At 64.9% G+C, this 25,843-nt stretch carries 27 protein-coding genes and 1 tRNA gene; 9 read left to right on the forward strand and 19 right to left on the reverse strand.

Annotated elements, in window-relative coordinates:
• Positions 1–312: 312 nt before the first annotated feature.
• From ACZY0R_RS18700 to ACZY0R_RS18740, 9 genes are all read right to left on the reverse strand, one after another.
• The gene (locus ACZY0R_RS18700; RefSeq protein WP_488860261.1) at positions 313–999 is read right to left on the reverse strand and encodes a hypothetical protein; all 687 of its coding nucleotides are present in this window, start codon (positions 997–999) and stop codon (positions 313–315) included.
• Positions 1,000–1,050: 51 nt separating this feature from the next.
• The gene (locus tag ACZY0R_RS18705) at positions 1,051–1,317 is read right to left on the reverse strand and encodes a hypothetical protein (protein ID WP_488860263.1); all 267 of its coding nucleotides are present in this window, start codon (positions 1,315–1,317) and stop codon (positions 1,051–1,053) included.
• Positions 1,304–1,444, reverse strand: a complete 141-nt coding sequence (locus ACZY0R_RS18710) for a hypothetical protein (protein WP_488860265.1) — start codon at positions 1,442–1,444, stop codon at positions 1,304–1,306. The genes ACZY0R_RS18705 and ACZY0R_RS18710 overlap by 14 nt, the downstream gene beginning before the upstream one ends.
• A 228-nt stretch (positions 1,445–1,672) precedes the next feature.
• Entirely contained in the window at positions 1,673–2,185 is a 513-nt protein-coding gene (locus tag ACZY0R_RS18715; RefSeq protein ID WP_488860267.1) for a ParA family protein, read from the reverse strand.
• 103 nt (positions 2,186–2,288) lie between these two features.
• Positions 2,289–2,365: transfer RNA gene (locus ACZY0R_RS18720), tRNA-Met, on the reverse strand.
• A gap of 189 nt (positions 2,366–2,554) precedes the next feature.
• Positions 2,555–4,255 (reverse strand): MFS transporter, encoded by a 1,701-nt coding sequence (locus ACZY0R_RS18725; protein WP_488860269.1) that lies wholly within the window; start codon positions 4,253–4,255, stop codon positions 2,555–2,557.
• Positions 4,256–4,512: 257 nt separating this feature from the next.
• The gene (locus tag ACZY0R_RS18730) at positions 4,513–4,830 is read right to left on the reverse strand and encodes a DUF4212 domain-containing protein (RefSeq protein ID WP_488860271.1); all 318 of its coding nucleotides are present in this window, start codon (positions 4,828–4,830) and stop codon (positions 4,513–4,515) included.
• On the reverse strand, positions 4,827–6,383 hold the full coding sequence (locus ACZY0R_RS18735; RefSeq protein WP_488860273.1) for a sensor histidine kinase: 1,557 nt from the start codon (positions 6,381–6,383) through the stop codon (positions 4,827–4,829). Before ACZY0R_RS18735 ends, ACZY0R_RS18730 begins: the two co-directional genes overlap by 4 nt.
• A 97-nt stretch (positions 6,384–6,480) precedes the next feature.
• The gene (locus ACZY0R_RS18740; protein WP_035869333.1) at positions 6,481–7,167 is read right to left on the reverse strand and encodes a response regulator; all 687 of its coding nucleotides are present in this window, start codon (positions 7,165–7,167) and stop codon (positions 6,481–6,483) included.
• A 310-nt stretch (positions 7,168–7,477) separates the two neighbouring features.
• Between ACZY0R_RS18740 and recA the strand changes: the two genes are divergently transcribed.
• The 7 genes from recA (at position 7,478) to ACZY0R_RS18775 (ending at position 15,297) form a co-directional block, all read left to right on the forward strand.
• The gene (recA, locus tag ACZY0R_RS18745; RefSeq protein ID WP_045237253.1) at positions 7,478–8,545 is read left to right on the forward strand and encodes a recombinase RecA; all 1,068 of its coding nucleotides are present in this window, start codon (positions 7,478–7,480) and stop codon (positions 8,543–8,545) included.
• Positions 8,546–8,683: 138 nt separating this feature from the next.
• Complete coding sequence (gene recX / locus ACZY0R_RS18750) at positions 8,684–9,151, forward strand: recombination regulator RecX (RefSeq protein WP_488860275.1); 468 nt, start codon at positions 8,684–8,686, stop codon at positions 9,149–9,151.
• Positions 9,152–9,451: 300 nt separating this feature from the next.
• Positions 9,452–10,126, forward strand: a complete 675-nt coding sequence (locus tag ACZY0R_RS18755; protein WP_488860277.1) for a DUF2889 domain-containing protein — start codon at positions 9,452–9,454, stop codon at positions 10,124–10,126.
• A gap of 68 nt (positions 10,127–10,194) precedes the next feature.
• On the forward strand, positions 10,195–11,361 hold the full coding sequence (gene sucC / locus ACZY0R_RS18760; RefSeq protein WP_488860279.1) for an ADP-forming succinate--CoA ligase subunit beta: 1,167 nt from the start codon (positions 10,195–10,197) through the stop codon (positions 11,359–11,361).
• A gap of 81 nt (positions 11,362–11,442) precedes the next feature.
• Positions 11,443–12,324 (forward strand): succinate--CoA ligase subunit alpha, encoded by an 882-nt coding sequence (gene sucD, locus ACZY0R_RS18765; RefSeq protein WP_045237250.1) that lies wholly within the window; start codon positions 11,443–11,445, stop codon positions 12,322–12,324.
• 305 nt (positions 12,325–12,629) lie between these two features.
• A complete protein-coding gene (locus ACZY0R_RS18770; RefSeq protein ID WP_276291409.1) occupies positions 12,630–13,325 on the forward strand; it encodes a TerC family protein in 696 nt (231 codons plus the stop codon).
• A gap of 124 nt (positions 13,326–13,449) precedes the next feature.
• On the forward strand, positions 13,450–15,297 hold the full coding sequence (locus tag ACZY0R_RS18775; RefSeq protein ID WP_488860282.1) for a PglL family O-oligosaccharyltransferase: 1,848 nt from the start codon (positions 13,450–13,452) through the stop codon (positions 15,295–15,297).
• Positions 15,298–15,374: 77 nt separating this feature from the next.
• Here ACZY0R_RS18775 and ACZY0R_RS18780 read toward each other — a convergent pair whose 3' ends face one another.
• Positions 15,375–15,908, reverse strand: a complete 534-nt coding sequence (locus tag ACZY0R_RS18780) for a YMGG-like glycine zipper-containing protein (RefSeq protein ID WP_045237247.1) — start codon at positions 15,906–15,908, stop codon at positions 15,375–15,377.
• 81 nt (positions 15,909–15,989) lie between these two features.
• On the reverse strand, positions 15,990–16,436 hold the full coding sequence (locus ACZY0R_RS18785) for a hypothetical protein (RefSeq protein ID WP_488860284.1): 447 nt from the start codon (positions 16,434–16,436) through the stop codon (positions 15,990–15,992).
• A gap of 248 nt (positions 16,437–16,684) precedes the next feature.
• Between ACZY0R_RS18785 and ACZY0R_RS18790 the strand changes: the two genes are divergently transcribed.
• Positions 16,685–17,005 (forward strand): hypothetical protein, encoded by a 321-nt coding sequence (locus ACZY0R_RS18790; RefSeq protein ID WP_488860286.1) that lies wholly within the window; start codon positions 16,685–16,687, stop codon positions 17,003–17,005.
• A gap of 102 nt (positions 17,006–17,107) precedes the next feature.
• Here ACZY0R_RS18790 and ACZY0R_RS18795 read toward each other — a convergent pair whose 3' ends face one another.
• Both ACZY0R_RS18795 and moaC read right to left on the reverse strand, forming a co-directional pair.
• Positions 17,108–17,653, reverse strand: coding sequence for a Cache 3/Cache 2 fusion domain-containing protein (locus ACZY0R_RS18795; protein ID WP_488860288.1), 546 nt, complete (start codon positions 17,651–17,653; stop codon positions 17,108–17,110).
• Between the two features lie 400 nt (positions 17,654–18,053).
• Complete coding sequence (moaC, locus tag ACZY0R_RS18800; RefSeq protein WP_488860290.1) at positions 18,054–18,536, reverse strand: cyclic pyranopterin monophosphate synthase MoaC; 483 nt, start codon at positions 18,534–18,536, stop codon at positions 18,054–18,056.
• Between the two features lie 345 nt (positions 18,537–18,881).
• Between moaC and ACZY0R_RS18805 the strand changes: the two genes are divergently transcribed.
• Complete coding sequence (locus ACZY0R_RS18805; protein ID WP_488866036.1) at positions 18,882–20,495, forward strand: M48 family metallopeptidase; 1,614 nt, start codon at positions 18,882–18,884, stop codon at positions 20,493–20,495.
• Between the two features lie 37 nt (positions 20,496–20,532).
• Here ACZY0R_RS18805 and ACZY0R_RS18810 read toward each other — a convergent pair whose 3' ends face one another.
• The 6 genes from ACZY0R_RS18810 to ACZY0R_RS18835 all read right to left on the reverse strand — a co-directional run bounded on the left by ACZY0R_RS18810 (position 20,533) and on the right by ACZY0R_RS18835 (position 25,200).
• Complete coding sequence (locus ACZY0R_RS18810; RefSeq protein ID WP_488860292.1) at positions 20,533–21,132, reverse strand: DUF2946 family protein; 600 nt, start codon at positions 21,130–21,132, stop codon at positions 20,533–20,535.
• 123 nt (positions 21,133–21,255) lie between these two features.
• The gene (locus ACZY0R_RS18815) at positions 21,256–22,329 is read right to left on the reverse strand and encodes a YheT family hydrolase (protein WP_488860294.1); all 1,074 of its coding nucleotides are present in this window, start codon (positions 22,327–22,329) and stop codon (positions 21,256–21,258) included.
• 55 nt (positions 22,330–22,384) lie between these two features.
• Positions 22,385–22,825 carry a YybH family protein gene (locus tag ACZY0R_RS18820; protein ID WP_035869293.1) on the reverse strand — a complete coding sequence of 147 codons (441 nt, stop codon included), beginning with the start codon at positions 22,823–22,825 and terminating at the stop codon, positions 22,385–22,387.
• A gap of 57 nt (positions 22,826–22,882) precedes the next feature.
• Positions 22,883–23,905 (reverse strand): lipopolysaccharide heptosyltransferase II, encoded by a 1,023-nt coding sequence (gene waaF / locus ACZY0R_RS18825; RefSeq protein WP_045237241.1) that lies wholly within the window; start codon positions 23,903–23,905, stop codon positions 22,883–22,885.
• 121 nt (positions 23,906–24,026) lie between these two features.
• On the reverse strand, positions 24,027–24,221 hold the full coding sequence (locus tag ACZY0R_RS18830) for a zinc-finger domain-containing protein (protein ID WP_035869287.1): 195 nt from the start codon (positions 24,219–24,221) through the stop codon (positions 24,027–24,029).
• A gap of 58 nt (positions 24,222–24,279) precedes the next feature.
• A complete protein-coding gene (locus ACZY0R_RS18835) occupies positions 24,280–25,200 on the reverse strand; it encodes a branched-chain amino acid transaminase (RefSeq protein WP_488860297.1) in 921 nt (306 codons plus the stop codon).
• Between the last annotated feature and the right edge of the window lie 643 nt (positions 25,201–25,843).

Raw genomic sequence — 25,843 nt, forward strand, 5'->3', positions numbered from 1 at the left:
TGCCCGGGAAGAGCCGTCCGCCGTCTTGTCGGCCAACGGCGGCTTATCGGCCTTCTCGGCCATTCGGGCACTCTATGCTATGCCGAACGGCCGAAACGGGTAGGAGGCCGTTGGCGCACTGCTTGCCGAATGATCGAAACGGCCGAAATCCGTTCGTTCACGCGTAGTCTGGCGACGTCTGCTCCTAGCCGGATTGCTCACCTAACACGCTCACTATCAGACTCCATCCAACTCAGCAGGAGTCTGACATGGAGCGCATATCTACCCACGAACCGTGGAACAAGGGCAAGTTGATTGGCCAGAAGCCGCCTCTCAAGCGGTCTCGCGGCCATGGGCCTGCAATTCACCCAGGGTCATCTCCGGGAATTGCTCAAGCAGGCGCAGCATGCTGGTCATGCGCTCGGGGTCCACGCCGAGCCAAGGCGCGAGTCGCACCGCCGAGAGAGCGAGCAGCTGCGCCACGTCGATGGCCGTGCCTTGCTCAAGCGTGACGGCCAGATCCTGCTGAGCCGGTAAGAATACTTCGGAGACGAACTTGCTGTCATCGGCAACAAAGCGCGATGCCAGGCGTTTTTGCAGCGTAAAGCCCGGCTGGATCTGACGCACGCTCAGGCCGGTAAGAAAGGGGTCGAGGGCAGGGAGAACTGTGGCGGCGAACGTATAGTGACCGAGTGTTGTGCGATTGGTAGGCAGGCCAAGTTCCTTGAGCCGGCTCTCCAGTTCCCTGACTGAGATGATTGAACCAGTATCCGCTTGTAAGGCATCACGCAGGTCCAGGATGCCGGTAGCCTTGTCCCAGAAAGACATCTCGCCCCTGACGTCGTTCTCGATCAGGTGGCTGGCCAGCACATCGCTCTCGCTCTTCCATGTCCAGTAGAAACACATCACCGTCCCAAAGCGCGGATCCTCGGTTTCGTGCCACAACTCCTGCGTCGCGCGCAGCCGTGTGTTGCCGGCCTTGCCTAGCATGTAGCGCAGCGTATTGGGGCGCCGGGTCACGATCAGCGGGTTCTCCAGGCCTTTGGCACGGATGGACGCCTTGATGTTCTCTTACTCGGGGTTCGGCGTGGTGCGTGGATTCCGGTCATAAAAGTCGATCTCCATGACCGGGAGATCGATGGTGCTGGCGTCGGTCATCGCATACGGCGAGAGGCCTGTCACGGCCGGCGGTGGATTGGGGACCTGCAGGCTGTCGTGGACCATGGTCTTGAGGCGCTGGCGCACGTCGTCCTTGGAGACGGCCTTGAGGCCTTGCTTCTCGGCGAGTTCGACCGCGCTCATGCTGCGCGGCACGGGGATAGCCTTAGCCTTGCTCATGGCCGCTCTCCTCGACAGTCGGGGCGGCCGGCGCGGCGGTGACCGCAAAGCCACCGGCGTAGACGTCCTTCAGGCTGGGAATGAGTTCCCAAACCAGCTCGTGCATGACCTGTGAGGCGCTCTTCATGGTCCCCGGGTGGCGGGTCTCATGACGATGGACGGGGATACGCTTGGTGGAGGCCTCGGTGTAGGCCTTGGCGAGGGGGACGGGGGTATTGAGCAGGGTGACGCGCCCGCCCATGGGGATGAAGTCGTCGCGCAGGGCCTGGGCGACGTGCCTGGCATCGGCCGTGCGGCTTTGCTTGTAGAGGACGGCCCTGACAGGCCCCAGACGGAACCCGAACTCGGTGCCGACTTACAGGCGCTCGAGCAATTCCATGGTGCCGGTGGTGAACTCGCGGGCAGCGAGAGTCTCAGGGACCACAGGCAGAATGATCTGGGAGGCGGCCAGGGCGGCGTTGTTCTGAAGGTGGCCGGCACCACCCTGGGTGTCGATGATGACGACGTCGTCGTTGTCGTCGGACATGATGGGGGAGGCGAGGGCGCGTGAGAGCCGGAACATGCCGTCGGCGCGGGTAGCCAGCTTGTGCTGGATGGCGCCTTCGGGGTCATCGCTGAGTATGATGTCCAGGCCGTCGATCTCGGTGTGGGAGATGCATTCCTGGGTGATGGCCCCGTGGTCGATGACGTAGGTGAGGCCTTTGGGGGCTTGGTGAGAGAGGGGGTAGTACTTGGAGAGGGAGGGCTGGATATCGGCGTCGATGAGGAGGACGCGCAGGCCCATATCGGCAAGCAGGCCGCCGAGGGAGGCGGCGAGCGTGGTCTTGCCGACCCCGCCATTGGTGGACAACATGCAGAGCTTGATCATTTTTGGCGCTCCAAAAGTGGAAACTTCGGGAGGGCCAAAAGCAAAACCCCTTCAGGTCTGAGACCTGAAGGGGCTAGCAAGTACTGATTTCCTACAGAAATACTGGTGGCGAATCAGGGATTCGAACCCCGGACCTGCGGATTATGATTCCGTCGCTCTAACCGACTGAGCTAATTCGCCAACGAAGACCGCAATTATACATGCGGATTTGGACCTGTCAACACCCTCTCCTAAAAAACTTTGAGGGGGTGCAAGGCGCCTTCGCCGCGCCCACAAAAAAACCGGCGGACCTTGCGGCCCGCGCCCGCCGGGTGGAGCGACTGATTACCGGATCAGTCGTGCATGAGCTTGTCGCCCCGGATGCCAGGATCAGTCGTTGGCGTAGATGTTCACATCCTTGGTTTCGCGGATGAACAGCGAGCCGATGACCAGGGTGACGCCAGCGATGATGATCGGGTACCAGAGCCCGTAGTAGATGTTGCCGTTCTGGGCCACCAGGGCAAAAGAGATGGTGGGCAGCAGGCCGCCGAACCAGCCATTGCCGATGTGATACGGCAGCGACATCGAGGTGTAGCGGATCCGGGTCGGGAACATTTCCACCAGCATGGCCGCGATCGGGCCGTACACCATGGTCACGTAGATCACCAGGATGACGAGGATCACTAGCACCATGATGGTGTTCATCTGCGCGGGGTCCGCCTTGGTCGGGTAGCCGGCCGAGGCCATCGATTCGCCCACCTGCTTCTTGAACGCGGCGATCTGTTTCTTGCTGGCGTCGTCGAAGCTGTGGCCCGCCGGTACCAGCGCGGCGTTGAAGGAGGCAATCTCCTTGTCGCCGATCTTCACCGATGCCACCGTGCCGGCCGGGGCTTCCACGACTTCATAGCTGGCCGAGGCTTGTGCCAGGGTCCGCTTGACGATGTCGCAGGAGCTGCGGAAATCGATTTCGCGGGCGATCGGGCTGCCCTGGAAGGAGCATTGCTTCGGATCGGCGGTCACCACGATCTGGGCGCTTTGCTGCGCGCGCTCCAGCGCGGGGTTGGCGTAATGGGTGAGGGCCTTGAACAGCGGGAAGTAGGTCAGCATCGCCAGCGCGCAGCCGGCCAGGATGATCCACTTGCGGCCAACCTTGTCCGACAGCGAGCCGAAGAAGATGAAGAAGGGCGTGCCGATCACCAGGGCGCCCGCGATCAGCAGGTTGGCGGTGGTGGCGTCGACCTTCAGCACCTGGGTCAGGAAGAACAGCGAGTAGAACTGGCCCGTGTACCAGACCACGGCCTGGCCGGCGGTCAGGCCCACCAGCGCCAGGATCACGATCTTCAGGTTGCGCCACTGGCCGAACGATTCGGTCAGCGGTGCCTTGGAGGTCTTGCCCTCGGCCTTCATTTTCTGGAAGGCGGGCGATTCGCTCATCGACAGGCGGATATACACCGATACGCCGAGCAGCAGGATCGAAACCAGGAACGGAATGCGCCAGCCCCATACGTCAAAGTTCGGGCCGGTCAGGTTGCGGCACACCAGGATCACGATCAGCGACAGGAACAGGCCGAGCGTGGCCGTGGTCTGGATCCAGGCCGTGTACGCGCCGCGCTTGCCGTGCGGCGCGTGCTCGGCCACATAGGTGGCGGCACCGCCGTACTCGCCGCCGAGCGCGAGGCCCTGCAGCATGCGCAGCCCGATCAGGATGATCGGGGCGGCCCAGCCAATGGTGTTGAAGCCAGGCAGCAGGCCCACGATGAAGGTCGAGACCCCCATGATCAGGATGGTCACCAGGAAGGTGTACTTGCGCCCGATCATGTCACCCAGGCGGCCGAACACCAGCGCGCCGAACGGGCGCACGATAAAGCCAGCGGCAAAGGCGAGCAGTGCGAAGATGAAGGCCGCGGTCGGATCCAGCCCGGCGAAGAACTGCTTGGCGATGATGGCCGCCAGCGAACCGTAAAGGTAAAAGTCGTACCACTCGAACACCGTGCCGAGCGAGGAGGCAAAAATCACCTTCCTCTCTTCGGCGGTCATCGCCGAGCTCTGGGCGCTGCTTGCGGGCACCGCCACGTTCTGTGCATTAGCCATTGTCTCCTCCGTTTGTGATCGGAATCTTTCGGGGCTGCATGCGCGCTCTAGCTCTAGCACGCACGATTACCTCCGAAGTTGCAATGGATTGTGGGTGGTGAAACTTACTGCGTTCTGACAATTTCCGCGCCGTACACCGCAAAGTGCTCGGGGTATACGCTAGGCAAAAAACGGGCGTGGCATTGCTGCGCCGCGACGCGCGCGGCTGCGGAAAATCGCACCGAAACCAGTGTTAAGGGGTGCGCCTGTATTTCTTGCTATGCAGCATCGTCATGCTGCCGGGCGGGCGCGCCACCGTTGTCGGCATCTTCGTCATTGTCGCGGTTCATGCGCCAGGCATAGAGCGCTGCCATCAGGACGTAGACGAGCAGCGCCCCCTGTGCGCCGACCCAGAAGGAGAAGGGCCAGCCGAAGAAATCGAAGCGCAGGTCGCGGGCGAACCAGGCCACGCCGAAGGTGACCACGAACCAGATCGACAGCAGCACGGCGATCCAGCGCAGGTTGCGATGCCAGGCGCGCCGTTCGGACTGGTCGGCCTGGTCGCGCCCGCCGCGTGTGTGATCGGGATCGTTCATGCTGGCTCCAGGGTGGAGGGCCGGCGCAGCGTAATGCGGAAGCAGGCGCCGGCCAGGCGCGGCTCCGTCTGGTAGACGTGATCGAGAATGCTGACGTCGCCGCCATGCTGCTGCACGATCTCTCGCACGATGGCCAGGCCCAGGCCACTGCCCTGGGTCTTGGTGCCGAGTACGCGGTAGAACCGCTCCATCACGCGCTCGCGTTCGGACACCGGGATGCCGGGCCCGGTGTCTTCCACTTCGAGATACGCGAAAGGCTCGAATGCATCGGCGCTGACCCGCACGGTAGCGTGGCCATCCGCGGGCGTGTAGCGGATGGCGTTGTCGATCAGGTTGTTGAGCATCTCCGTCAGCATCAGGCGGTTGCCTTGCACCATCACGGGGTGGTCGTCGGCATCCACGCCCAGATCGATGCGGCGCGCCCAGGCCTGCGGCAACCAGTCTTTGACCACTTCGCGCGCCAGGGCCGCCAGGTCAAGCGGCGCCATGTTGCCCGCGCCGGCCAGGTTTTCCATGCGCGCCAGCGACAGCAGCTGCGTCACCATGTGGGCGGCGCGCTCCGAGCTGCCGGCGATCTGCGCCAGCGATTTGCGCAGTTCCTCCGGCGACTGTTCGCGCTGCGCCAGTTCCGCCTGCATGCGCAGCCCGGCCAGCGGCGTTTTCATCTGGTGGGCGGCATCGGCGATAAAGCGCTTTTGCGTCTGCACGGAAACGTCGAGCCGCGCCAGCAGGTCGTTGAACGAGGCCACCAGCGGCGTGATTTCCTGCGGCGCGGCGTGTTCGTCGATGGGGCTGGTGTCGCCGGGATTGCGTGCGCGGATGCGCTGCTGGATCGCGGTCAGCGGGGCCAGCCCGCGCGTCAGGCCGAACCACACCAGCACCACCGCCAGCGGCAGGATCACGAACTGCGGCAGGATCACGCCCTTGATGATTTCGTTGGCCAGGCGCGCGCGCTTGTCGAGGGTTTCGCCAACCTGCACCAATACCGGCTGCGCGTCGCCGCCCTGCTTGAGATCGACATAGGTGTAGGCCACGCGCACGTCGTTGCCCGCGATGCGGTCGTCGCGCAGCGAGACCAGCCCGGCATGGCCGCGGTCGTCTTCGCCTGGCAGCGGCATGTCGTTGTCGCCGGCGACGAATTCGCCATGCGTGCCCACCACCTGGTAGTAGATATTGTCGGTTTCATCGGCGCGCAGGATCTCGCGCGCGGACAGCGGCAGTTGCAGCGTGACGCGCCCGTTGACCTCGCGCACCTGCTGCGAGAGCACGATTGCGCTGGCCTCCAGCGAGCGGTCGAAAGGGCCGTTGGCGATCGATTTTGCCACCAGGTAGGTCACGGCAATGCTCATCGGCCACAGCAGGAGCAGCGGCGCCAGCATCCAGTCCAGGATCTCGCCGAACAGCGAGCGCGGCGACGGGTGGCCGGCGCTGTCTTCAAGGTGTGGCAGGGCCTCGGCCAGCGCTTCGTCGCTGACGATCTCGTCAGGCGCGGAGGGAGGAGGGGCGGCGCGCGCGGGCCGCTGGCGCCGCCGGGGCAGTCGCAGCAGGCTCATTGGGAAAAGGTGTGGCAGGGCCTGGCGGCGTGGCCGGCAGGCAATGAAGCAAGGATGGCGCGGGTTCTGTTGCTGATTCCGATTCTAATGGCGACTCCTAGTCGTGCGCCACGGCGGCCTGGAATTTCTCCAGGCAGTAGCCCAGCCCGCGTACCGTGGCAATGCGGATGCCACCCACCTCGATCTTCTTGCGCAGCCGGTGCACATAGACTTCGATGGCGTTGTTGCTGACCTCCTCGCCCCATTCGCACAGGTGGTCGACCAACTGCTCCTTCGACACCAGCCGCCCGGTGCGGGTGAGCAGGATCTCAAGCAATCCCACTTCGCGCGCCGAGAGATCCAGCATCTGATCGTTCAGGTAGGCGATGCGGCCGACCTGGTCGAAGGCGAGCGGGCCGTGGTGGGTCAGCGTGGCGCCGCCGCCCGTGCCGCGCCGCACCAGCGCGCGCACCCTCGCTTCCAGTTCCGACAGGGCGAAGGGCTTGGCCATGTAGTCGTCGGCGCCCAGGTCCAGGCCCTTGACACGCTCGTCGACGCCATCGGCCGCGGTCAGGATCAGCACCGGCAGCATGGCGCCGCGCGTGCGCAGCCGCTTGAGCACCTCCAGCCCGGGCATGCGCGGCAGGCCGAGATCGAGGATCAGCAGGTCGAAGGTCTGGGTCGACAGTGCGGAATCGGCTTCGACCCCGCTGGCCACATGGTCGACGGCATAGCCCGAGTGACGTAGCGAGCGCGTCAGGCCGTCTGCCAGCACATCGTCATCTTCGGCGATCAGAATACGCATGGTTGTCTCCACCCTGGCCCGGCTGTGTCGCCCCTTTCCATCAAATGACGCGGGCGGGACTTGCCAAGCATACTGTTTTTTTATACAGTACCCGCTTATGCCGGTCGCATTCGATTTGTCTTCGATGCAAACCGGGCTTTACCGAATTTGTACTGGTTTTTTACCGAACGTTCGCCCCAATGTTTGCCCCTGCTGCCAGGTTCATCGTCATCAGGAGTTCGCGGCGCGGCGCGGGCTGGGCGGTTGCCCGCAAAAAGCGGGTGGCGCGCCACATGCGGCCTATTTATACACCATTGACGGAAGGACGACCATGGATGACGGCAAGAAGGCGAGTGCTGGCGTAAGCGCCGAAAAGCAGAAGGCGCTGGCGGCCGCGCTGGCCCAGATCGAGAAGCAGTTCGGCAAGGGCTCGATCATGAAAATGGGCGATGCCGAAGTCGAGCAGGATATCCAGGTCGTGTCCACCGGCTCGCTGGGCCTGGACATCGCGCTGGGTGTCGGCGGCCTGCCGCGCGGCCGCGTGGTGGAAATCTACGGTCCGGAATCCTCGGGCAAGACCACCCTGACGCTGCAGGTCGTGGCCGAGATGCAGAAGCTGGGCGGTACCTGCGCCTTTATCGACGCCGAGCATGCGCTCGACGTCAACTACGCCAGCAAGCTGGGCGTGGCGGTTGGCGATCTGCTGATCTCCCAGCCGGACACCGGCGAGCAGGCCCTGGAAATCACCGATGCGCTGGTGCGCTCGGGCTCGGTCGACCTGATCGTGATCGACTCGGTGGCGGCCCTGGTGCCCAAGGCCGAAATCGAAGGCGAGATGGGCGATTCGCTGCCCGGCCTGCAGGCCCGCCTGATGAGCCAGGCGCTGCGCAAGCTGACCGGCACCATCAAGCGCACCAACTGCCTGGTGATCTTCATCAACCAGATCCGCATGAAGATCGGCGTGATGTTCGGTTCGCCCGAAACCACCACCGGCGGCAATGCGCTGAAGTTCTACGCCTCGGTGCGCCTGGATATCCGCCGCATCGGCTCGATCAAGAAGGGCGACGAGGTGATCGGCAACGAAACCAAGGTCAAGGTGGTCAAGAACAAGGTCTCGCCGCCGTTCCGCGAAGCCTTCTTCGACATCCTCTATGGCCAGGGCATCTCGCGCCAGGGCGAAATCATCGACCTGGGCGTGGACGCCAAGATCGTCGAGAAGTCCGGCGCCTGGTACAGCTACAAGGGCGAGAAGATCGGCCAGGGCAAGGACAACGCGCGTGAATACCTGCGCGAAAATCCCGATATCGCCGACGAGATCGAAAACAAGGTGCGCGAATCGCTGGGCGTGGTGCTGATGAACGGTACGCCGGCCGCCGCCGTGGCCACCGCCGAAGACTGAGCTTCGCCGGCCGGGGCGCTCCCGGCCGCGAACCCCGCCCGGGGCGGCACGCGCAGCGACGCGCGCCGCCCCGGTTTGCGTTTTTGAAGCGCATTTTCGTAGCTCGATGTCGAGCTCACACTACCGAGCTCCGTCTTCATGGCCACCCGTCCCCCACTTTCCCTGAAGGCCCGCGCCGTGGGCTTCCTGTCGCGGCGCGAGCACAGCCGGGCGGAACTGGCACGCAAGCTGGCCCCGCACGCCGACTCGCCCGAAGCCCTGGAGCAACTGCTGGATGCGCTGGAGCGCGAGAACTGGCTGTCCAACGAGCGCTTCGTCGATAGCCTGGTGCACCGGCGCGCCAGCCGCTATGGCGCCGCCCGCGTCATGCAGGAAGCCCGCACCCACCAGCTCGGCGGCGAACAGCTCGCCGACCTGCAGGAGCGCCTGCGCGGCTCCGAACTGGAGCGCGGCCGTGCCGTCTGGCAGAAGCGTTTCGGCACGCCACCCGCCACGCCCGAGGAAAAGGCCAAACAGATCCGCTTTCTGGTGGCGCGCGGTTTTTCCCGCTCGGTGGTGAGCCAGGTGATCAAGGGGGCGGATGAGTGGCTGGACGGCAGCGACTGATGCCGCCGGCGGACCTGTCGGATCGCGGTCCGAAGTGATGCCGCGATGGCGTCTTGCACTGGCGCGGTGCGCATACCTGTATTGCCAGTAGGCGTATTCCGCGCTGACCGCATGTGATCCGGGCACCGGTTCAGTCCCGCGCATCCGCGCATATTTGCGCTCCACAGCGCTTGCCCGTCACTCGACAATTCCCGGCAACAGCCCGGGGTGCAGTTTGTTCCCGGCCAAAGTTGGCCGGCATGTTAAAATCCTGCGGTTTTCCGGCCCAGCCGTCCTTTTCTCCCGCTCCTGCCTGGTGTTATGCCGCTTTCCCCGCCCGTCAATCGCGCCCTGCGCCACCGTCGTGCCATCACGGCCGAGGCCTATCTTAGGGACGATGGCCTATGGGATATCGAAGCGCGCCTGACCGACACCAAGCCCCGCGAGATCCCGCTTGCCGGTGGCGGCGTGCGCCCGTTGGGCGAGCCGCTGCATGATTTGTGGCTGCGCATCACCATTGACCTGCGCATGAACGTCGTGGACGTCGATGCCTGTTCAGACTGGGTACCGTATCCCGGCCAGTGCGACACCATCGGCCCGGCCTATCGCAAGCTGATCGGCCTGAACCTGATGAAGGGTTTCCGCAAGGCGGTGAAAGAGCGCTTGTCCGGCGTGTCGGGCTGCACGCACCTGACCGAACTGGCCGGCGTGCTGCCGACCACCGCGATCCAGGCCTTTGCCGGCGACGTGTTCAATATCCGTGACGCCGGCACCGAAGACACCAATCCCGAACCGCCTTACCAGTTGCACGGCTGCCATGCCCTGCATTTCGAAGGTGAGGTGGTGCGCCAGTTTTACCCGCGCTGGTATGGTCACCAGCCAAAGCCGAGGATCAAGACCGAAGGGTCGCAGATCCCGGCGGCGCAACCTTCGGAGGCGCTCGCCGCCACCGATGGCGGCGCCACGTCCCGCAGGCCTACCGGCACCTCCGGCTAAGCCAGGCCGGCCTGCTATCCGCCGAGATTCCATCTCCACTTTTTACGCCTACCCGAAAGGAAACACGCATGAATATCCATGAGTACCAAGGCAAGGAAATCCTGCGCAAATACAATGTGCCGGTTCCGCGCGGCATCCCCGCGTTCTCGGTCGATGAGGCCCTGAAGGCTGCTGAACAACTGGGCGGCCCGGTATGGGTCGTCAAAGCGCAGATCCACGCGGGCGGCCGCGGCAAGGGTGGCGGCGTGAAGGTGGCCAAGAGCATCGACGAGGTCAAGACCTACGCCACCAACATCCTGGGCATGACCCTGGTCACGCACCAGACCGGCCCGGAAGGCAAGAAGGTGAACCGCCTGCTGATCGAAGAAGGCGCGGACATCAAGAAGGAGCTGTACGTCAGCCTGGTCGTCGACCGTGTTTCGCAAAAGGTGGCCCTGATGGCCTCCAGCGAAGGCGGCATGGACATCGAGGAAGTCGCTGCCCACAGCCCGGAAAAGATCCACACGCTGATCATCGACCCGTCCGCCGGCCTGCTGGACGCTGACGCCGACGATATCGCCCGCAAGATCGGCGTGCCCGACGCAAGCGTTCCCCAAGCCCGCCAAGCCCTGCAAGGCCTGTACAAGGCGTTCTGGGACACCGACGCATCGCTGGCCGAAATCAACCCGCTGATCCTGACCGGCGACGGCAAGGTGATCGCACTGGACGCCAAGTTCAACTTCGACTCCAACGCCCTGTTCCGTCACCCGGAAATCGTCGCGTACCGTGACCTGGACGAAGAAGACGCGAACGAAATCGAAGCTTCGAAGTTCGACCTGGCCTACATCTCGCTGGACGGCAACATCGGCTGCCTGGTGAACGGCGCCGGCCTGGCCATGGCCACCATGGACACCATCAAGCTGTTCGGCGGCGAGCCGGCCAACTTCCTCGACGTGGGCGGCGGTGCCACCACCGAGAAGGTGACCGAAGCCTTCAAGCTGATGCTCAAGAACCCGAACCTGAAGGCCATCCTGGTCAACATCTTCGGCGGCATCATGCGTTGCGACGTGATCGCCGAAGGCGTGATCGCTGCATCCAAGGCCGTGTCGCTGTCCGTGCCGCTGGTCGTGCGCATGAAGGGTACCAACGAAGAGATCGGCAAGAAGATGCTGGCCGACTCGGGCCTGCCCATCATCGCGGCCGACACCATGGAAGAAGCCGCCCAGAAGGTCGTGGCTGCTGCCGCGGGCAAGTAAGCCAGACGCGAACACGAACGCCAGCAGCGCGCCGGGGCCAGGCCTTCGCGCGCTGCTTTGAGCCAAGCAAAGGATTACAGCATGTCGATTCTGATCAATAAAGACACCAAGGTCATCACCCAGGGCATCACCGGCAAGACCGGCCAGTTCCACACCCGTGGCTGCCGCGACTACGCCAACGGCAAGAACTGCTTCGTTGCCGGCGTGAACCCGAAGAAAGCCGGCGAAGACTTCGAAGGCATTCCCATCTACGCCAGCGTCAAGGATGCCAAGGCATCGACCGGCGCCACCGTTTCCGTGATCTACGTGCCGCCCGCCGGCGCCGCTGCCGCGATCTGGGAAGCCGTTGACGCCGACCTGGACCTGGTGGTCTGCATCACCGAAGGCATCCCCGTGCGCGACATGATGGAGCTCAAGGACAAGATGGTGAAGGGCAACAAGAAGACCTTGCTGCTCGGACCCAACTGCCCGGGCCTGATCACGCCTGACGAAATCAAGATCGGCATCATGCCGGGCCACATCCACCGCAAGGGCCGCATCGGCGTGGTGTCGCGCTCGGGCACGCTGACCTATGAAGCAGTGGGTCAGCTGACCGCGCTGGGCATGGGCCAGTCGTCGGCAGTGGGCATTGGTGGCGACCCCATCAACGGCCTGAAGCACATCGACGTCATGAAGATGTTCAACGACGATCCCGAAACGGACGCCGTGGTCATGATCGGCGAAATCGGTGGTCCGGACGAAGCCAATGCGGCTTACTGGATCAAGGAAAACATGAAGAAGCCGGTGGTTGGCTTTATCGCTGGCGTGACCGCGCCTCCGGGCAAGCGCATGGGCCACGCCGGCGCGCTGATCTCGGGCGGTGCCGACACGGCGCAAGCCAAGCTGGAAATCATGGAAGCCTGCGGTATCAAGGTCACCAAGAATCCGTCGGAAATGGCTCGCCTGCTCAAGTCGATCCTGTAATAGCGAACAGCAGCTTTTCCGCCTGCGGGCGGGAGAGATTGCCGGAGCCGGTGCGGCTGCATGACTGCAACCGCACATCGGATCTCGATGCCCCCGCCTCCGTGCGGGGGCATCTCATTCTGGAGCGCCAGTCACCTAGGGTATCTCCGGAGGCGCGCGACATGCCGATTGAAACCGAATCGAAAGCTTGATACGGTAAATCTTCATGTCTGAAGACTCAGACATCCGAAATTCCGTGAGCACCGGTGATAATCGGTACGCATGTGGCGTTCGAATCATAATTTAGAAACTCGAGGAGCTTTACCGTGGAACTGCTGTCCTCCACCGCGTTCTGGATCGCGTTGGGATCCATCATCCTGACCAACATCGTGCTCTCCGGCGACAACGCCGTGGTGATCGCACTGGCCTCCCGCAACCTGCCGCCCGCCCAGCAGAAGAAGGCCATCTTCTGGGGCAGCGCCGCTGCCATCATCATGCGTGTGGTGCTGACGGTGGCCGCGGTCAAGCTGCTGAGCCTGCCTTACCTGAAGATCGTCGGCGCCTTGCTGCTGGTCTACATCGGCGTGCAGCTGCTGACCGGCGAAGACGACGAGGACGGCCACGACGCCAAGGACAATATCTGGTCCGCGATCCGCACCATCCTGATCGCCGACCTGGTGATGTCGCTCGACAACGTGGTGGCCGTGGCCGCCGCAGCGCAGAAGGGACCGGAAGGCAGCCAGCTGATGCTGCTGATCGTTGGCCTGGGCCTGTCGATTCCCCTGATCGTGTTCGGCAGCACCATCCTGCTCAAGGTCATGGACCGCTTCCCCATCATCATCGTGCTGGGTGCGGCGCTGCTGGGCTACCTGGCAGGCGAGATGCTGGTGAGCGATCCGGTGGACGCTGCGTGGTTCGAGATGCATGTGCCGCATGCACACCTGGTGTTCGGCGCCATCGGCGCGGCGCTGGTGGTGGTGGTGGGCAAGCTGCTGCAGAAACGGTCGGTACAACCGGCCTGACGGGCGAAAGTCCGCCGGCAGACTGCCTGTCCAAATAGAAAAAGCGCCTTTGGGCGCTTTTTCTTTGCCTGCTCCCCGAGCTATCATCCGCCTTTTGCCAACGTGGCATAACAAGGCGCTCCGCATGCTGCCCTCCCGGTCAGCCATACCCCTCAGCTTCCTCGCCGTCGCACTGATTGCGCCGCTACTGGTCTCCCGTCACACGCTCCCGCTTGCCACTTTCTACGGCGAATGGGCCTCGGCATTATTGTTCGCGCTGGCCGTCATCGCGCTTGCTGCCGCGGCAAACCGGCAAGCCTCGGGGCTCGCCTATCGAGACGTTCCCGCTCAATTCCCCTGGATCGCCGCCTTTCCTCTTTGGCTGATCGCCACTGGCGTCACGCAAGGGCTGACCGGCATGAGCGACCTGTCGGGCAGCCGGCTGATCACCGAAATCGTGCTCGCGCTTGCCGCCGCGGTGATATGGGCAGCCTGGCGGCAAGGCCGGACAGCGTCCCCGCTGGAGCGCCAGGCGATGACCGATGTGCTCGCGATTGCCTGGCTGGTGGCCGGATTGCTCGGCACGCTGGCGCAGTGGGTCCAGGTCTTCGGCCTGGAGCCCGACACGTTCGGGATGGTTTCCACCTACTTCTACGACGACAACCGACGCCTGTGGGGCAACCTCAACCAGCCCAATCACCAGGCCACGGTTGATGGCCTGGCGCTTGCGGCGGCCGTGTGGCTGGCCGCGCGCGGCTGGCTGCGGCCACCAGCCTGGCTGGCGGCGGTGCTGTTGCTGGAGAGCGGTATCGTGTTGTCCGGATCGCGCACCGGTGTCCTCCATGTCGGGCTCGCCTCGGCCTACGCATTGCTCGCCGCATGGATGGCGCACGGGGCAGGGCGGGCCGGGCCGGGTGCGATGCAACGTCCGCGCTACGCCGGCCGCAACCCCATGAGCCGGCCAGCCGGGCTTACCTTCGCCGCGGTGGCGATGGTGGTGGTGCTGGTGATCCTGCAGCCGCTGATGAAGAGTGCGGGACAGGTCTTCGACTGGCGCCTGTTCGATACGCTGGCGCAGTTGCAGGGAGCGGACCAGGTGTCGGCGCGCGGGGCGCTGTGGTCCCATGCCTGGGCGATGTTCCGCGCGCATCCCTGGCTGGGGGTGAGCTGGGGCGAGTTCGGCTGGGCGCAGTTCCAGCAGTTGGCGCAAGTCGGCGTGACGGTGGAAATGTCCCTGCATGCGCACAATGCGCTGCTGGACCTGCTGGCGAAGACGGGCCTGGTCGGCACCGCCGGCGTCGTGCTCTCATTGCTGGCCTGGCTATGGCGCGTAGCGCACCGGCGGCTGTGGCTTGGCGACGGGCCGGACCGGGCGCAGACGGTGGTGGTGCTCACGTGGCTGGCGATGCTATGCGCGCATTCGATGCTGGAATACCCGCTGCACTACCTGTATTTCATGCTGCCGTTCTGCTTCATGCTGGGCTGGCTGGAGCCCTCGGGGTTCGGCCGCGTGCGCGCGCCGCGCTGGCTTGCAGTGCTGGCCGTTGGGGCGTTCATCGGCGTCACGGCCGCCATCCTTGCCACCATGTGGCAGGACTACCGGCGTGCCGAGGCACGCGAATATGCGCGCGCCGAAAACCGGGAAGCGCTGCCGATGCCGCATTTCTGGTTTCGCCAGGCGGCCGCGGCGGACGCGACCGAGGATGCCAGGATCACGCCGGAGAATGTAGCGCAGCTGCTGGCGCCCCATATCGCCGCCGTCCACCTGCTGCCCACGCCTACGCTGATTGCCCGCACCGCCTGGCTGCTGGCCTTGAGCGGCGATCCCGTCCAGGGCCGCGCATGGCTGGAGCGCTTGCATTTCTACTTTGCTGGCGACGAGGCAAACCAGTTCGCCGAACTGGCCCGCTTCTGCACCGAAGTCGACGCGGCGGCGCGGCCACGCGATTTCTGCGACTGGGTGAAGGCGCGCAATAAGGGCAAGCCGGAATAAACGCTCCACGTCAGGCGGATCGCGGCGCGCGGGGTCTGCCTACGCGGCTGCAGCACCACGGGCCGGGGCTCGCAGGGTTACTGCGGCGGGTAGTAGCCCGGAGGGGGCGGCGGATAGTAGTAAGTCGGCGCGGCAGGCCGCGGGGCCGCCGCCATATTGCCGTAGACCGGCACCCGATGACCGCTGGCGTACATGCACTGCACATAGGCAGCGTCGTACTGGCGCTGGCTGCCGTAGCCGGCGTATTGGGCATTGCTCGCGCCGATCGCCGCGCCGGTGAGCAGGCCGACGCCTGCACCCACTGCCGCGCCGGAGCCGCCATTGAACGCCGCACCCGCTGCCGCACCCAGCGCGGTGCCGACCGCGGCGCTGCCGACCGCGCTGTTGGTTGCCGCCTGGTTGGCGGTCACGCCACCCACCTGGCCGAAGGCGAACTGGCGGCAGGCATAGTCGTCGGCCCGGAACTGGTCGAAGTTCTTGCCGGTGCCTGGCAGCACCATCACGCTGGGACCGCTGGGCATCACGGCACAGCCGGCCAGAACAAGCGCCGCCAGCGGCAGGCTCAGCAAGATCGGGAGTCCAGGCAAGCTGGGGCGGTCAAAGGCATTCATCTCGGCACCTCGGTACCTCGGTCATCGAAACATTGCGCACAGCGGTACTGCTCGCCGCAGGTTGAAAACGCGCTCCAGGCGCTAAGCGGGTGGCTCCGCCGGAACCTTCTGCCAGCCGCCGGGGCAGGCCTTGATATACGGGTAGTAGCCATCCGGCCTGGCGCAGTGATACCAATACGCCTGCTGCTGGGGCGCCGGTGCCGCGACAGCGCCGCTGTTCAATTCCAGCGTGCCGTCCTGGCCCTGCTCTATGTATTGCGGTGGCGAAGTCGGCACTCCCACTGCCGCCGGCGGATAGTAGTAGCCAGGGGGGTAATAGTAGGGGTAGTAGGGGTAGCCCCAGCCATATCCATACCCAAAGCCGGGACCGACATAGATCCCCACGCTCCCATGCCAGCCACCGCCCCCGTGCCAGCCTCCACCGCCATGTCCGCCCCCGCCCCCGCCGTGGCCGCCTGCCAGGGCCGTCCCGCCCGAACCCAGTGCCGCCAACACCAGCAAAAGCTGGCCAACCCTACGCCCGTTCATGTTGCTCACCCTGGATCGACGCGGAACGATGTCCCGCGGGGGCTGCACCTGCACCCCCTTAACTGCATTGAATACCAATTTGACGCATGTGGCGCGGTGCCCCCTGCTGGCGAAATGCGGCGTTACGCTTGTTACAGCGGAAGGGGCCACGGCGTAAGCGTGTGTCGTGGCGGATAAGAGAGTCGGGGGGCGGTGATGTGGATCGGATACTTGCAGGCGCGCGCCAGAGATCCGGCGGGATCCCATCTTTGATTGCCGTGGGCCACTGCCCTGCAAGTGCAGAGGGGGAGAAATCCCTGGATGAAGTCGAAACCAAGAACGTAACGGGCTCCTGCGGTGCGTCAATCGTTCGTGTCTTGGGGATAACGGATGTTGTTGGTGATTTTCATGGCATCGAACTGGACGCCGGGAAAATCATTGTTCGATCGTGTCTGTCCAAGGAGATGGTTCTTGGATTTGATAACGGTATTTTGTCTGACCAAAATGGCGTCGCGTGGGCCCCGACAAAATCTGGAAATAGACCTGGGAATTTGGCTGAAAGCTTAGTGGATAACGCTTTTTCGGAGTAGTGTTCATACCATTGCCGGTAGTGTCGTCTACAGTGAACTGGCTTTCGGGGCCCCGCGTCGCCGGCGTGGCGACGCGGGGTATAAGGTAGAGCCTACGCAGACTCACTGCGCCTTGAGATAACCTACATAGTAGATGCCGATGACTCTGCCAAGGGGATCCTGTATTGGCTCATAGCCTGTGATATAGGACTTTCCGAGAATGTCGGCATCGCCATAGTACGCGCCACCGCCGCGAATTGCCGCGATAGCCTTGCCGTTGGGATCGAGTACGGTGCCAATGGCACGCGACCCATCGTCTTTCTGCACATTCGTTGCCACACGGATGAATTCCTCACCGCTCTTCACGAATAGCGTTGCGGTACCGCCCACCGTGTTTTTCACATCGTCAACCACGGTAAAATTATTGTTCATTTTGTTGGCGCCAAAATACAACGCCGGCGCGGGCTTTCCGGCAACGGCTTCTTCTCCTTTGATCGCCGGTGCGCCCATATTGAGCGCTTTCATCTTCAACAGCACCATGCCATACCTGACGTTGTCCACCGATTGCGCATGACCCATGGTGGGGAGAAAAATCGAGAATGCAATTCCATGTGCTGCCAGGACAACCCAGCGCAAAATGAAATTCATCCGCTTTACATTCGGCATCATGTCATCTCCGAACAGGATTGCCGATGCAACGGGGCGGCAACATCCCCGGGACAGGATCGATTGCCCATTCATCCGTTTGGAGTATAGGTTGCCGTGATTTGCTTACTAGCACGATGGCAAATAGCACTCCTGGAAACCATTACTTGGCGACAGCGGGAAATTCAACGAATTGGGGGCGATAAAAGTCGTTGCTTCCGGTGGAAATCCGTTGCGCGAAACCCGGCCCTGCCGCTTGTTCCCGATGCCGCATCGATCCCATCTCCCGTGTCCATTTGGAGAGAATTTGGGCAAAATCGATTCTGCGTCACCCCATGGCAGCCGTTGCTGTCAAGGCAATGAGGCAATTGGTCAGCGGGGCGGGCGATGACGTGCGTCAGGCTAAGGCTTGTCAAACAATCGCTTAACTGTCGCCGGCCACCCAGTCCCCGGACTTCCCCCCATGCTTCTCCAGCAGCTTCACATCCCCCATCACCATCCCCCGGTCCACCGCCTTGCACATGTCATAGATGGTCAACAGTGCCACCTGCACGCCGGTCAGCGCTTCCATCTCCACGCCGGTCTGGCCGTGCGTCTCGGTACGCACGGTGCAGCGGATGGTGCCGCTGGTTTCGTCCAGCGCATAGTCCACAGCTACCTTGGTGAGCGAGATCGGATGGCATAGCGGGATCAGGTCGGCGGTGCGCTTGGTGGCCATGATGGCGGCCACGCGGGCAATGCCGAGCACATCGCCCTTCTTGGCGGTGCCGTCCCGCACTAGCGCGAATGTGGCGGGCAGCATGGTGATGGTGCCGGTGGCCACGGCCACGCGGTGGCTATGGGCCTTGGCGCCGACGTCTACCATATGGGCTTGTCCGGCGGAATCGAAATGGGTTAGCTGGCTCATGGCGTGGACCTGCGGAGTCGAGAGGAAAGCGTGGCGGAGGCGTCTGCCGCATTTGCCGCGCTGGCCGGGGCAGGGCGTGGCAAGACCGGGCGATGCCCGATGGGAATGGCCTCCGGAGGCCGCTATCATAGCAATATGCGCAAGAACCAAACGCTCGCCGGAGCGCTCTCCTCGCCCGCCCGACAGGCGCGCCTCAAGTCTCGCATGGGCCCTGTGCGCCATACCGATGCCGATCCCGCCGCCGCACCCTTGCGCGTGCCCGCGAAACCGGGGCGCATCGTGCGCCGTTCGCTGGCGGCGCTGGTGGTGCTGACGATGGCGTTTCCCGCCTGGCCCCAGCAGCGCATGCTGCTGAACGATCCCGCGCGCACCGCCGCAGCCGCCACCACAGGGGCGGATAGCGGTGGCAGCGACCAGGTCTACGACAACCTGAACCGCAGCGTCAAGGCGGGCCAGAAGTCCGATTTCGGGCTGCGCAGCAACAACACGGTGGTGGAGACCAACGGCGCGCAGTTGCCCGACCTGGGAGACCCGTCCACGGCGTCGCTGACGCCGGATATGGAAAAGCGCCTGGGCGATCGCATCATGCGTGATATCCGGCGCGATCCGGACTATGTGTCGGATCCGCTGCTGGCCGATTACCTGAACATGCTTGGCTATCGCCTGGTTCAGGCGGCGCGCCGGCAGAACATCTCCGGCTCCAACGGTGCCGGCACCTTCGCGACCGGCTTCGAGCTGTTCGCGGTGCGCGACCGCACCATCAATGCCTTTGCGCTGCCCGGCGGCTACATCGGCGTGCACACCGGCCTGCTGGTGCAGTCGGATACCGAGTCCGAGCTGGCTTCGGTGCTCGGCCACGAAATCGGCCACGTGATGCAGCGGCATATCGCGCGCGGCATCACCACGCAGGACCAGTCGATGTGGATCGCACTGGCATCGATGGTGCTTGCGGGACTGGCGGCCACCAAGAGCGGCGATGCGGCCGCGGCGCTGGCCATGGGCGGGCAGGCGGCCGCCATCTCCAACCAGTTGTCCTTCTCGCGCGGAGCGGAGCGGGAGGCCGACCGGGTCGGGTTCCAGATCATGACCGCCGCCGGCTTCGATCCGCAGGGCATGCCTGACTTCTTCAAGCGGCTGCAGCGGGTGATGGGGATCTCGGAGAATTCGGTGCCGGCTTACGTGCGCACCCACCCGCTTACCTCGGAGCGGATCGCCGACATGCAGGACCGCGTGAGCCATGTGGCGGTGCGCAAGGTGCCGAACACCCCGGAGTACGAGTTCGCGCGCATGCGTGCCCGCATCATCCAGGAAACCACGCCTAGCGACCTGCAGAACGTGCGTGCCGCGCTGCAGACGCAACTGGCGGCAGCCTCGCCGGTGCGCTTGCCGGCACTGTATTACGGGATGGCTTTCGCCGAGCAGCGGCTGGGCCGCAACGCTGCCGCGGAGCAGTCCCTGGCCGAAGCCCGCCGGCTGTACGGCAATATTCCCGGCGCCACTTCCGGCAGCGCCATGCTCGATGTGATGGCGATCGAGCTGGCGCGCGCGCAGGGCCGGCAGCAGGATGCGCTGAATCAGGCCATGGTATCGATGAAGGCGTTTCCGCTGTCGCACGCGGTGGCGCTGAGCTACGCGGCGACCTTGCTCGGCGCCGGCCGGACGGACCAGGCGGTGACCTTCCTGCGCGAACGCACGCGCGAAGAGGTTGCGCGTTCCGAGTGGTGGGACATGCTGGCGCGGGCCTATGCCGCGCAGGGCCGGCGTGTGCAGCAGCACCAGGCGCTGGCGGAGAAGTACGCGGTCGATGGCGCCTACCAGGCCGCCATCGAGCAGTTGCAGATCGCGCGCAAGGCGGGCGATGGCGATTTCTACACGCTGTCGGAGGTCGACGCGCGCCTGCACCAGCTGGAGCGCCAGTTCCGCGAGGAGAAGCAGGACAGCAAGGGCATGCCTAACTGACGGCCACGCCCGCTACTGCTGTTCCCGCCGCCGCCGCTCAGGCGGCCTGCTCGCCCGCGGGCGGCAGCGGCTGGCGCACGAAGCCGTAGCGCGTCGGCACCTCGTCTTCGACAATCGGTTCGATCGCCACGTCGGCGCCGTTGAAATGAAACACGCCGAGATTGCCGCCGCAAGCCTCGCCGTGCCAGGTGCAGGCGCTGCTGAAGGCATCGAGGTCATGGTCGTGCAGCAGCGCGACCTGCGGCTTGCCCGCATCCCCGCTTTCTCCTTCCACCTCGCCGACCAGCAGCACATTGCCATGCTCGTCCGCATGGCAGGCGCGCAGCGCGAAGGTGTGCTGCGATGTGGTCCGCAACTGGCCCTGATGCAGCCGCGCGATCCACGGCGCGTAGGCCAGCGACACGAACACGCGCTGCGGGCCGTTCTGGAAGTACCAGGCGCCGCGCTCGTCGCGCTGGTAGTTGCGCTCGATAAACGCGATCAGCGCTTCGTGCCGGATTGGGTCGCCGGACAGGCCGTGCTGCTGGGCGTACTCGTTGCGCATGCGCCATTGCCCGCGCCGGTCCAGCGCCAGCCAGCCGTAGCAGTTGGGGACGTTGGGCCAGCGGGCCATTGCTTGCTTGACTGTGTCATCCATCGTCGCTGTCTCCTTGCGGGGCCGTTCATGCCGTCCATGAAGGGCATCCCGCTCGCATTCATTCAGGTGGCTGCCGGGGTTTGCCATCCGTTCGCAAGGGGTGCGCGGGGCTGCGCCGGCGCGCTAAGCCACGGCGTCGAAAAACCGCAGGATGCGCGCTGGCAGCCACTCGATATGCCCCGCATAGGGCAGTACCGGCAACACGCGCAGCTTATCTTCGCGCGGCGTCATGAAACCGACGTGACCACCGTGCTCTGGCTGCTCCAGCCAGACCTGCGGGCTGACGTCCGCCGGGCCCGGCAGGTGGCGCGCCGGCAGGAAGGGATCGTTGCGCGCGTTGAGCACCAGCGTGGGCACGGCGATGCCGTCGAGCACGGGCTTGCTGGAGGCGCGCGCCCAGTAATCGTCGGTGTCGCGAAAGCCGTGCAGCGGCGCCGTGACGATATTGTCGAAGGCGTACAGGTCGCGGCTGGCGAGCATGGCTTCCCGGTCGAACAGGCCGGGATACTGCTTTAGCTTGGCCAGGGACTTGCGCTTGAGGGTTTGCAGGAACATGCGCGTGTATAGCATGTTGAAGCCCTGCGACAGCGCCGCGCCACCGCCGGCCAGGTCCAGCGGCGCCGACACCGACGCCGCGGCGCTGATGAAGGCCGCGCCGCTGCCCTGTTCGCCGAGCAGGCGCAGCAGGGCATTGCCGCCCAGCGAGATGCCGACCACCAGCAGCTTGCGCCCATGCGCGCAATACTGCCTGTGCAGCCGTTCCAGGATCCAGTGGATCTCTTCCGAGTCGCCAGAGTGATAGAAGCGCGGCGCCAGGTTCAGCTCGCCCGAGCAGCCGCGAAAGTGCGGGATCACGCCCTGCCAGCCGCGCGCGGCCAGCGCATGCATCATGGCCTGCGCGTAGTGGCTGCCAGAGTCGCCTTCCAGGCCGTGGAACATCACCAGCAGCGGGGTATCGGGCGTCACCGGGTGCGTGGTCCAGTCGAGGTCGACGAAGTCGTCGTCGGGAGCGGTCCAGCGCTCGCGCTTGAAGGCCACGCGCGCAGGGCGCTGCGTGAAGCGCGCCGGGATGATGGTCTGGGCGTGGCCGCCGGAGAGCCACCACGGCATGCGGCGGCCGCCGCCGAACGAGGAGGCGGCCGGAGCGGGTGACACCGTCCCGGGGGGGCTGTGGTGCGATGACGGAAGCTGGCTCATGCCTGGATGCTTGGAGCTGGCGGGCTGCCGGGCCGTGGCGCCGCGCCGGATCCCGCTAGTGAAGGGCCTGGCCCGGCGCCGTGCTGACGGTGGCGACCTGGCTGGCGTTGGCCGGGCTGCAATGTATATGCGCCAGCCGCCAGCCCTCGTGGTTCTGCATCAGCACATAGGTGGTGTGCACGTAGAGGTCGGCTTCGATGCGGTCGTCGCCGAAGCGCAGGGCTTCGGTCACGTCGAAGATGGCGACACCCATCGAGGTATGGCTGCTGGTCTCGATCACGTCGATCAGCACCGGCTGCAAGGCCAGCAACTGCGCGAAGGCCTGGCGCAAATGCTCGTGGCCGATCAGGCGCTGGCCGTCGGGCATCACGCACGTCACCGAGTCTTCATCCAGCCACAGGCGCAGGGCGCCGTCCGCATCGCGCAGCTTCATCGCCTCGCGAAAGGCTTCTACGATGTCTTCGGCGGAATCGAACAGGCGGGCAAAACGAGGCATGGTGGACTGGGCTCAGGGATTCGTTGGCCGGATGATTACGAACGGCGGGTCAGCGCTTCAGGCCCGGTGCAGGAGCTTGCGCAGCTCCACAAACACCATTTCGGGCTCGATGTCCTTCAGGCACCGCAAGTGTCCGAGGGGGCACTCACGTTTGAAGCACGGACTGCATTCGAGCTGCAGCCACATGATACTCGCAGCCTGCGACAGCGGGGGAGTGTGGCGTGGGTCACTGGAGCCGAACACCGCCACCTGCGGCCGGTTCAGCGCAGCGGTGACGTGCATCAGGCCGGAGTCGTTGCATACGGCGCCTTCGGCCATCGCCAGCAGGTCGACGGCGTCGTCGAGCGAGGTCTGGCCGCAGAGATTACGCACGAACGGCGCGCCTTTGACGATCTCGTCGGCGATCTCGGCATCCTTGGGCGAGCCAAGCGTGATGATCTGCGCATACGGGAACGAGCGCTTGAGCATCTGCGCCAGTTCCGCGAAGTGCGCCGCCGGCCAGCGCTTGGCCGGGCCGAATTCCGCACCCGGGCAGAAGGCGATCAGGCGTGTCTGCGGCGCAATGCCAAAGCGCTCCGCGGTCTTGGCCATGCGCACCGGGTCGATGCGCAGGCGCGGCTCGGGCAGGTCTTCGGGCAGGCGCGCTCCTGGCTTGAGCGCCAGCCGCGCGTAATGCTCGACCATGGGCGGGCGGTGGTCGCGCGGCGGGTTGCCGTGGCGGATATTGAGCAGGCCGAAGCGCGCTTCGCCGCGATAGCCCACGCGCAGCGGGATGCCGGCCAGCCAGGGAATCAGGGCCGACTTGAGCGAATTGGGCAGCACGTAGGCCGCGTCGTAGCCTTCGTTCTTGAGCTGCTGGGCGAACATCAGCCGCGCCGAGAGTTGCAGCTTGCCGTGCGCCAGTTCGCTGGGGAATACCTGGTGGATCTCGGGCATGCGTGCCAGCACCGGCGCCACCCATTTAGGGGCGAGTGCGTCGATCTGCAGGCGCGGATGGCGCGCTTTCATCAGCGCGAAGAGCGGCTGCGCCATCAGGGCGTCGCCGATCCAGTTGGGGGCGATGACGAGGGCTTTTTTCATGAATGGGGCGCTGCCGGAAGAATGAGCGCGGCGCGGTCTGTGCGCGCCACGCACGCCAACGCTCCGGCGCGCCGCTTGGCGGGCCGGAGCATCGGGGTGGTGCGGTGAGACGCGAGACGTGTCAGTGGTGACCCTTGATGACGGTGCCTGGCTTGAGCTTGTAGACGGTACCGCAGTACGGGCATTTCACCTCGCCGGTGTCGGTCACGTCGAGGAAGACGCGCGGATGATAATTCCAGGCGGGCGTATTGCCGGTGGGGCAGTGCAGCGGAAGATCTTCTGCGCCGATTTCGATTACGGATGCGGTTTGCGTCATGGTGTTGCGGGGATGGACTTGGTCTTTTGTCAGGACTGGGTAGGTGGCTGGCCGGTGCTCAGACCAGGGTCAGCCAGTGCTTGTATTGTTCGCTGGTGCCACCGACGGCGGCGAAGAAGGCATCCTGGATGCGCTTGGTCACCGGGCCGCGCCGGCCTTCGCCGATGACGCGGCCGTCGAGTTCGCGGATCGGCGTGACTTCGGCGGCGGTGCCGGTGAAGAACGCTTCGTCCGAGCAGTACACCTCGTCGCGCGTGATGCGCTTCTCGCGCACCTCGATGCCGAGATCGTGGGCGATGGTGAGGATGGCGTCGCGGGTGATGCCGTCCAGGCACGAGGCCAGGTCAGGTGTATAGATCACGCCGTTGCGCACCACGAACACGTTCTCGCCCGAGCCTTCGCTCACATAGCCTTCGGTATCCAGCAGCAGGGCTTCGTCGTAGCCCAGGCTGGTGGCTTCCTGGTTGGCCAGGATCGAGTTGATGTAATAGCCGCTGGCCTTGGCCCGCACCAGCGAGACATTGACGTGATGGCGGGTGAAGGAGGAGGTCTTGACGCGGATGCCGCGCTCCATGCCTTCCTCGCCTAGGTAGGCGCCCCAGGGCCATGCGGCGATCGCCACGTGGATGGTGTTGCCCCGGGCCGAGACGCCGAGCTTTTCCGAGCCGATCCAGACCAGCGGGCGGATGTAGCAGGATTCGAGCTGGTTGGCTTTCACCACCTCGAGTTGCGCCGCGGCCAGCGTGGCCTCGTCGAACGGCATCTGCATCTGGAAGATCTTGGCCGAGTTGAACAGGCGGCGGGTGTGCTCCTTGAGGCGGAAGATCGCGGTCCCGGCCGGCGTCTTGTAGGCGCGTACGCCCTCGAACACGCCCATGCCGTAGTGCAGGGTATGGGTCAGCACGTGGATCTTGGCGTCGCGCCACTCGATCAGCTTGCCGTCCATCCAGATTTTTCCGTCGCGATCCGCCATCGACATGGTTCTTCTCCGTGAGCGCCGTCAGCAATGCAAAGGAGGCATTGTAAACCCCGGGACCCCTTGTGCCAACGCGGGCGCGGGCCCGCGGGGGTCTAAAATCGTCACATTGCGTATGCCGCCACCGCCGCCCGTGCCCCTTTCTCCATCACCACCACCCACCGCCTCTGATTCCGACCCGCTTGCCGGTTTGCGCGCCGAGCGCCTGTGCGGGATGCTGTTCTCCGGGGCGCCGGAGGCGGAGATCGACGAATTGCTGGCCTCGTGGGAGCCGGGTCCCGGCCTGCCCAGGCTGCTGGTGTCCGCGGCGCTGGGCGGTGGCGGGCCGGCGGCGCTGGCACAGGTGGTATCGCCCTGGCGCTGGCGCATGCTGCACGCGGTGCTGAATGCGCTGTATGCGGACTGGGAGCCGGCCCTGCGGCCCTATCTGGACTACCTGGCCGATGCGCAGGCGCGCGGCAACGGCGAATTCGCCACGGTGCCGGGGCGGCTGCGCGGGGTGCTGGCCGAAGGCTTGCTGTATGGCGGCGAGCGCCAGCGCGCGCTGGCGGTGCTGGCCACGGTGCCCGGCAGCGGCCAGGCACTGGCGCTGCATGCCTTTACGCATGCCGGGGACGGCGACTGGGCGGGGGCCCAGGCCGGTTTC

The organism is Cupriavidus sp. F041, from assembly GCF_057814235.1.

Coding starts and splice junctions, on each gene's coding strand:
- ACZY0R_RS18740 (WP_035869333.1), bottom strand. CDS start 7,167: ATGCGTATTCTGATCGCCGAAGATGACGATGTGCTGGCAGACGGCCTG.
- ACZY0R_RS18735 (WP_488860273.1), bottom strand. CDS start 6,383: ATGAGCCTGCTGCGACTGCCCCGGCGGCGCCAGCGGCCCGCGCGCGCC.
- ACZY0R_RS18705 (WP_488860263.1), bottom strand. CDS start 1,317: ATGAGCAAGGCTAAGGCTATCCCCGTGCCGCGCAGCATGAGCGCGGTC.
- ACZY0R_RS18715 (WP_488860267.1), bottom strand. CDS start 2,185: ATGATCAAGCTCTGCATGTTGTCCACCAATGGCGGGGTCGGCAAGACC.
- ACZY0R_RS18795 (WP_488860288.1), bottom strand. CDS start 17,653: ATGATGCCGAATGTAAAGCGGATGAATTTCATTTTGCGCTGGGTTGTC.
- ACZY0R_RS18785 (WP_488860284.1), bottom strand. CDS start 16,436: ATGAACGGGCGTAGGGTTGGCCAGCTTTTGCTGGTGTTGGCGGCACTG.
- ACZY0R_RS18820 (WP_035869293.1), bottom strand. CDS start 22,825: ATGCCTCGTTTTGCCCGCCTGTTCGATTCCGCCGAAGACATCGTAGAA.
- ACZY0R_RS18815 (WP_488860294.1), bottom strand. CDS start 22,329: ATGAGCCAGCTTCCGTCATCGCACCACAGCCCCCCCGGGACGGTGTCA.
- ACZY0R_RS18775 (WP_488860282.1), top strand. CDS start 13,450: ATGCTGCCCTCCCGGTCAGCCATACCCCTCAGCTTCCTCGCCGTCGCA.
- ACZY0R_RS18730 (WP_488860271.1), bottom strand. CDS start 4,830: ATGAACGATCCCGATCACACACGCGGCGGGCGCGACCAGGCCGACCAG.
- recA (WP_045237253.1), top strand. CDS start 7,478: ATGGATGACGGCAAGAAGGCGAGTGCTGGCGTAAGCGCCGAAAAGCAG.
- ACZY0R_RS18805 (WP_488866036.1), top strand. CDS start 18,882: ATGCTGCTGAACGATCCCGCGCGCACCGCCGCAGCCGCCACCACAGGG.
- sucD (WP_045237250.1), top strand. CDS start 11,443: ATGTCGATTCTGATCAATAAAGACACCAAGGTCATCACCCAGGGCATC.
- ACZY0R_RS18810 (WP_488860292.1), bottom strand. CDS start 21,132: ATGGATGACACAGTCAAGCAAGCAATGGCCCGCTGGCCCAACGTCCCC.
- moaC (WP_488860290.1), bottom strand. CDS start 18,536: ATGAGCCAGCTAACCCATTTCGATTCCGCCGGACAAGCCCATATGGTA.
- ACZY0R_RS18780 (WP_045237247.1), bottom strand. CDS start 15,908: ATGAATGCCTTTGACCGCCCCAGCTTGCCTGGACTCCCGATCTTGCTG.
- sucC (WP_488860279.1), top strand. CDS start 10,195: ATGAATATCCATGAGTACCAAGGCAAGGAAATCCTGCGCAAATACAAT.
- ACZY0R_RS18725 (WP_488860269.1), bottom strand. CDS start 4,255: ATGGCTAATGCACAGAACGTGGCGGTGCCCGCAAGCAGCGCCCAGAGC.
- ACZY0R_RS18755 (WP_488860277.1), top strand. CDS start 9,452: ATGCCGCTTTCCCCGCCCGTCAATCGCGCCCTGCGCCACCGTCGTGCC.
- ACZY0R_RS18710 (WP_488860265.1), bottom strand. CDS start 1,444: ATGAAGAGCGCCTCACAGGTCATGCACGAGCTGGTTTGGGAACTCATT.
- ACZY0R_RS18830 (WP_035869287.1), bottom strand. CDS start 24,221: ATGACGCAAACCGCATCCGTAATCGAAATCGGCGCAGAAGATCTTCCG.
- ACZY0R_RS18835 (WP_488860297.1), bottom strand. CDS start 25,200: ATGTCGATGGCGGATCGCGACGGAAAAATCTGGATGGACGGCAAGCTG.
- waaF (WP_045237241.1), bottom strand. CDS start 23,905: ATGAAAAAAGCCCTCGTCATCGCCCCCAACTGGATCGGCGACGCCCTG.
- recX (WP_488860275.1), top strand. CDS start 8,684: ATGGCCACCCGTCCCCCACTTTCCCTGAAGGCCCGCGCCGTGGGCTTC.